Source organism: Acinetobacter sp. MB5, from assembly GCF_003261585.1.
Classification (GTDB): Bacteria; Pseudomonadota; Gammaproteobacteria; order Pseudomonadales; family Moraxellaceae; genus Acinetobacter.
In genome coordinates, this window is record NZ_POVU01000036.1 from 1 (window position 1) to 5,872 (window position 5,872).

The window sequence follows — 5,872 nt, forward strand, 5'->3', positions numbered from 1 at the left end:
AATTAAGGAACGCTTGGGGTGACGAAGAAAATCTAGACGATCACGAATGGACTCATCTAAGAAAGGTTCAACACGTTTTAACTGCTGCAAATAATTATTCCATGCAGTACTGTGTTGATTGACAAATGAAAGGTTTGACATCACTTGATCCATTGTGGCTATGCATAAAACGACGTTTTAAGAATTTCCATACAGATTTTTTAAGATTTCATCTAATGGAAAACTGAGATTTAAAATGTGCTGAAAAATGAAGGGGAGCATTTTTCAGCACCCATTCATAGTTATATAGTTGGTTTAAAAAAGCACGGGGAGGAATGTCATTTTTTCAGGAAAATAAGTTGTATGAATATTCCTTTTTTTCATTATTGAAGGTGATTATCTTTATAAATCATTTGAAATTTCATGTATTTTGTTTGGGTTGTTTTATGATTTATTTTTTTAAAATATTATTTATTAAGATAGTTGAATTTTATGATTATGTATTTGATAAATATACTTATAATTAACTTTCTTGTAATTTTGTAAGTTTATTATCTCATTATTCTTAATAGGGTCTAATTTTATGATTTATTATAACAAATGGTATAAAAATAATATTAGATGATTTTATTTTTTTATGAAAAAAAGGAATAATATATCTTACATGTTAGTGAACATTTTAAATTATTGAGTAACCATCAATCTTCAATAAATAGTCTATCCACGTGTATAGGACAGACTATTATGAGTAGAAAACGATATACTACAATAAATTTGGTGACAGAAAATTGGCACTATTGCAAATAGAGATCCAAGTTGACGATGTTTCCTTTAAAAGAGCTGTAGCCACTAGAATAATTAGAAGTTCTAATAAAATCTGTGGAATAATGATCGAATATTAGGCGCGGAACATTCCAATTCATGCAAAAAGCCAGAATCGCTGGGATCTGGCTAGAGATTAAAGCATAAGGCAATGAATTAAAAAAAATTTAACAATGTTATTCACCAATTAAAATGTCTATGTGATAAACCATTTAAAATGTCCTGTTTTTAAGCATAAGAGTCAAGAACAGGATTTAAATTTCTTTGTTCAAGGATAGCTTTCTGAGCTTTACGACTTGGCATACTTTTCTTGGATCGAGAACGTTTATTTTGTTTTTCTAATTCTTCATGTTGTTGCTGGATATGTGCCAACACAGAACCCAAACGCTTATTCTCAACCACTTCATTCTGCTGCAATCCAGCAAGTTTATTGAAAATACTGTAGTTGAGCTTCCTCCCTTGATGCATCATGGCCACAGTACCATCTGGATATTCTAGAAATTTAATGTATTGCCCAACCAACTTCTGATTTAGCACTGTAGGCTCTAGTATGTAAATACACTTGTCATAAGTGATGGTCAGGCTCCTTGTGACCTTACGTGGTTCCTGCCAAGTAAAAATATCATCCAGCTCAACGTCGGACTGTGTTAAAGAGCGATGTAAATTCTTTGAATTTCTCGCACATTTGGCAAACTTCTGATTGAACTGCTTGATGAAACAGGGCAGCCATGCATTTGCTTCTGTAATCGAACAGATACCTTTCAGGCGCATCTCTTTGATTAAACGGTCTTGTAGTGTTCTATTGGCTCGTTCCACACGTCCTTTAGCTTGCGGTGAATTGGCAAAGATAATATCAATATTTAACTCGCTGAGAATCCGTCCAAATTGCGTAATCTGGTTATCTTGGCTAGATTCCTGATTGACTCGGAATACTGAGTGCTTATCGCTGTAAAAGGCTAGAGGCTTACCATATTGCTCGATGTAGGCTCTGGTTGAAAGCATATAGTCAAAGGTGGTTTCAGCCTCACAAAAGCGAAGATGCAACAGCTTTCCAGTGGCATCGTCAATATAGACTAGCAAACAGCATTTGGCAGCTCGACCTTTAAACCAGTCATGATACGAGCCATCGATCTGGATCAGTTCACCGAAGCAATCCCGATTATATCTAGGCTGATATGGACGTTTCAGGCGTTTGGATCGCGGAGTCCAAAGCTCATTTGCAGTCATCCAGCGACGAACCGTTTCCACAGGAATATTCAGACCAAACATGCTCATCAGCTTTTCATGGGCCAAGGTCGGTCCAAAGCCAAGAAGATGTTCAGAAATAAGGGAAAGGCATTCAGACTTTACGGCTTCATCATGGCGACGATGACCGAGTTGACCACGACTGGCATGTGCCAGGCCTGAAATACCATCTTGATTGAGCTTCTGCAATAACCGGCTAATTTGACGAGTTGAAAGATTCAGAATTTCAGCAGCGCGGACTTGTGTAATACGTTGATCTCGAACATCTTGCAAAACTGCAAGACGTTGTATTTCTTTGTCAGACATAGTGATCAGCATCTCAAGTTATCCAGTCCATGATGTTGATGTGCATCATAGATCAGACATTTTTATTGGTGAGAATACAGACACTTTAAATGGGTTCTAACAGTTAGATTTCGTATAATCGCTATTATGTTAAATACGATACACCTGAAAAAAATGAGAAAGTACTCACAATAAGTACTTTTTCTTCCATTCAAAAAATATATTTGGTTTAGTGAATTGAAATTTCATAATTAAAATTTTCCGCTAAACCATAAGACTCACGGTATTCGATTACTTTTCCTTCTATATTTTTTGCCAATCGGCATACTTTCACTAATGGCTCAATTGAACGAGCTGGAAGGTATTCATCCATATAATTTGTCACAAAGGATAATTGCTCAGTTGCTGACATGACAAACTCACCACATTGCTCATAGTAAAAAGGGTAAAGTAAATTCCCAAATTTTTTAATTGGGAATGTTTTCAGAGAAGAAAATAAGTTAGCTGATAACCAGATTTTTTCACTTAAAACGACAACATCATCAATTTTTCGCACACGTTCTATATAAATAAGCTCATCTTGGTCACTTAAGCCTAATTTCTCATTAATCGATTGGTTTGATGGAATAACTTCAAGTTTTTTGATCTCACCAATGGGTGAAACATATTCCCCTTTTTTATCGCGCAAGCGGAAAAATCGCATTAAAGATGTATTGAAATCAGGGTATCTTAAAAAAGTTCCTTTGCCTTGTACTTTAACTAAAATTCCATCTTCAACTAAACATTCTACTGCTTTACGAACTGTTCCTATCGACCCACCATATTTATTGACTAACTCTTGTTCGCTCGGAATAGGCTGATCGATCCGCCATTTTGAATCCATCAATAATTTTTGCAGTTGCCAACGAATTTGCACATAACGCGGTAATTTAAGATTTTTAAATGCAATATCATCAAGCATTTGTAAACACAATTTAAAATTAGGATTTGACAATCTTAACATATATATGTGTAATACCAAGCAAGTCATATATATGTTTATATGACTATATGTTTAGACGAATTAACATAGGTCTAAACCTATGCTTATAAGGATATAAATGCGTGTTTCTACTAGGAGGTAGTTGCTGCTATGGTCTTGTTGATTTTGCTGACATTAGTGTTATCCATAGGATTAGGATATATCACTAAAATTAATATCGGTTTTTTTGCAATTATTGGCGCTTATTTTATTGGTTGCTTTGGTCTAGGTTTAAAACCTGGCGAGGTTACTGAACTGTGGCCAGTTAAAATTTTCTTTATTATTTTTGCAGTTACATTGTTTTATAACTTTGCATTGGCAAACGGTGCATTGGAACGTTTAGCAGGACATCTTTTATACAGATGCCGCAAGTATCCATACTTATTACCACTCGCAGTCTTTGCTGCTTCAACCATTATTGCAGCTTTAGGTGCAGGTTTTTATACCGTACTGGCATTTATGGCCCCGATTACCTTACTTCTGTGCCGAAAAACTAACATGAGTTTGATTATCGGTGGTATGGCTGTAAATTATGGTGCATTGGCTGGCGCGAACTTTATGACATCACAAAGTGGCATTATTTTTAGAAGCCTCATGGAAAATTCAGGGATTGATAGTTCAACTGGTTTTACCTATGCCACAGGTATTTTTGCGGTGACGATGATTATTCCTATCATCATTTTAGGTCTATATACGTTTTGGAATCGAAAAAGTAGCAATATTTCGATAGATGAAGCCAAGCCTGAAGCATTTAATGCTCATCAGAAAAAATCTCTTTTTCTCATCGTCCTGATGATGGCAGTGGTCTTGGTTTTCCCGATCCTGCATTTAGTTTTCCCTGCTCAGACAACAATCAGCTTTTTAAACTCAAAAATTGATATTGCATTTATTGCAATTCTTTTTGCCCTTATTAGCTTAATCATGAAACTGGCAGACGAGAAAAAAGTGATTTCACTTGTTCCATGGGGCACCCTCATCATGATTTGTGGTGTCGGCATGCTGATTTCATTGGGTGTCAAAGTTGGAATTATTCACATTTTGACGGAATGGCTAACACAGAATGTTCCTGTTTGGATGATTCCAATTCTGCTGTGTTTGATCAGTGCTGTCATGTCTATCTTTTCGAGTACTTTGGGTGTGGTCACCCCAACGCTATTTCCAATCGTTCCAGCAATTGCTACAGCTTCTGGTATCGATCCCCTAATTCTATTTATTTGTATTGTTGCTGGTGCACAGTCCTCTGCGATTTCCCCTTTTTCTTCTGGCGGTAGTTTAATTATGGGTGCTGCGCCTAGAGAGATTGATAAAGATCAACTATTTAACCAGCTATTATTTAAAGCTATTCCAATTGGTGTATTTGCTGCACTTGTTGCGATTATTGTTCTGACTGTTACTTTGTGAGTTTAAAATGATTCGTATTGATACGCATGCTCATGTTTTCTCTCGACATGATCAATGTATTGAGACTGCACGTTATGTTCCCGATTATGATGCAACCGTTGAACAGTTTTTAGCACATTTGAATGCTCATGACTTAACGCATGGAGTCCTTGTACAACCGAGCTTTTTAGGTACAGATAACAGTGCTATGTTGAATGCAATTCGACAATTTCCTGATCGTCTCAAAGGCATTGCTGTAGTAAGTCACACTATCTCACTCGATGAACTCCTTGAGTTTAAATTGCAAGGAATTGTCGGCACACGAATTAATTTATTTGGTTTAAATGTCCCTGATTTAACTCAATCTGACTGGCAAACTTTCCTTTTAAATCTAGAAAAGGTAAATTTTCAGCTTGAATTACATGCTCCACCTGCTTATTTAATTCAGGTTTTGCCTATACTTAGTCATTATAATATCAATATTGTGATTGATCATTTTGGGCGAAGTGTCCCTGAACTTGGTGTTGATGATCCCGATTATCATACCTTTTTAAACTTACTGGATAGCAAAAAGCATTGGGTTAAAGTATCCGGCTATTATCGTTTAGGTTCACATCCCGAAAATATTGAAACGGCACAAAAAGCTTTTTCTTTACTCAAAGTGAAAGGTATGTTGAATAAAATGGTTTGGGGGAGTGACTGGCCTCATACACAACATGAAGACCTTGTTTCATATGACAAAACTTTCCAAGTATTTCAAAAGATTGTTGCCAATCCAGATGAGCAAAGTATGATTCTTAATCAAAATGCAATCAGACTTTTTAATTTTTAAAACCTGATATGGTGGTCAAATCATAATTAGAAATTTTTATGATTAAATTATGATTTGATTCCTTGTACAAACCACTCTTTTTTAAGCACTATTGCAAATAGTCATTGATGATAAGCTAAATACCCTTCTAGCTAAAAGTTCAGCATATGAATCCTTTCCATGGTCGACATTTTTAGGGTGAAATCATTCTTTGGGCCGTGCGCTGGTATTGTAAATATGGCATTAGCTATCGTGAACTTCAGGAAATGCTTGCTGAACGTGGTGTGAATGTTGATCACACCACGATTTATCGTTGGGTTCAGCGTTAT

Annotated in this window: 4 protein-coding genes and 1 pseudogene; 3 read left to right on the forward strand and 2 right to left on the reverse strand. The window is 35.9% G+C overall.

The features are described from left to right. Positions 1-1,029: 1,029 nt before the first annotated feature. On the reverse strand, positions 1,030-2,364 hold the full coding sequence (locus C1A47_RS17380; RefSeq protein ID WP_111896275.1) for an ISNCY family transposase: 1,335 nt from the start codon (positions 2,362-2,364) through the stop codon (positions 1,030-1,032). Between the two features lie 196 nt (positions 2,365-2,560). Further along, entirely contained in the window at positions 2,561-3,292 is a 732-nt protein-coding gene (locus C1A47_RS17385) for a GntR family transcriptional regulator (protein WP_111896276.1), read from the reverse strand. A 171-nt stretch (positions 3,293-3,463) separates the two neighbouring features. On the opposite strand from C1A47_RS17385, the gene C1A47_RS17390 reads away from it, so the two are divergent. The 3 genes and pseudogenes from C1A47_RS17390 to C1A47_RS17400 form a co-directional block, all read left to right on the forward strand. Beyond that, positions 3,464-4,753 (forward strand): SLC13 family permease, encoded by a 1,290-nt coding sequence (locus tag C1A47_RS17390; protein ID WP_111896277.1) that lies wholly within the window; start codon positions 3,464-3,466, stop codon positions 4,751-4,753. Positions 4,754-4,760: 7 nt separating this feature from the next. Continuing rightward, complete coding sequence (locus C1A47_RS17395) at positions 4,761-5,564, forward strand: amidohydrolase family protein (RefSeq protein ID WP_111896278.1); 804 nt, start codon at positions 4,761-4,763, stop codon at positions 5,562-5,564. Between the two features lie 182 nt (positions 5,565-5,746). Continuing rightward, a pseudogene (locus tag C1A47_RS17400) lies at positions 5,747-5,872 on the forward strand (IS6 family transposase); the annotation flags it as partial.

Bases quoted from the DNA above. Each gene is read 5' to 3' on its own strand.
- C1A47_RS17380 (WP_111896275.1), bottom strand. From the start codon at position 2,364: ATGCTGATCACTATGTCTGACAAAGAAATACAACGTCTTGCAGTTTTG.
- C1A47_RS17385 (WP_111896276.1), bottom strand. From the start codon at position 3,292: ATGCTTGATGATATTGCATTTAAAAATCTTAAATTACCGCGTTATGTG.
- C1A47_RS17390 (WP_111896277.1), top strand. From the start codon at position 3,464: ATGGTCTTGTTGATTTTGCTGACATTAGTGTTATCCATAGGATTAGGA.
- C1A47_RS17395 (WP_111896278.1), top strand. From the start codon at position 4,761: ATGATTCGTATTGATACGCATGCTCATGTTTTCTCTCGACATGATCAA.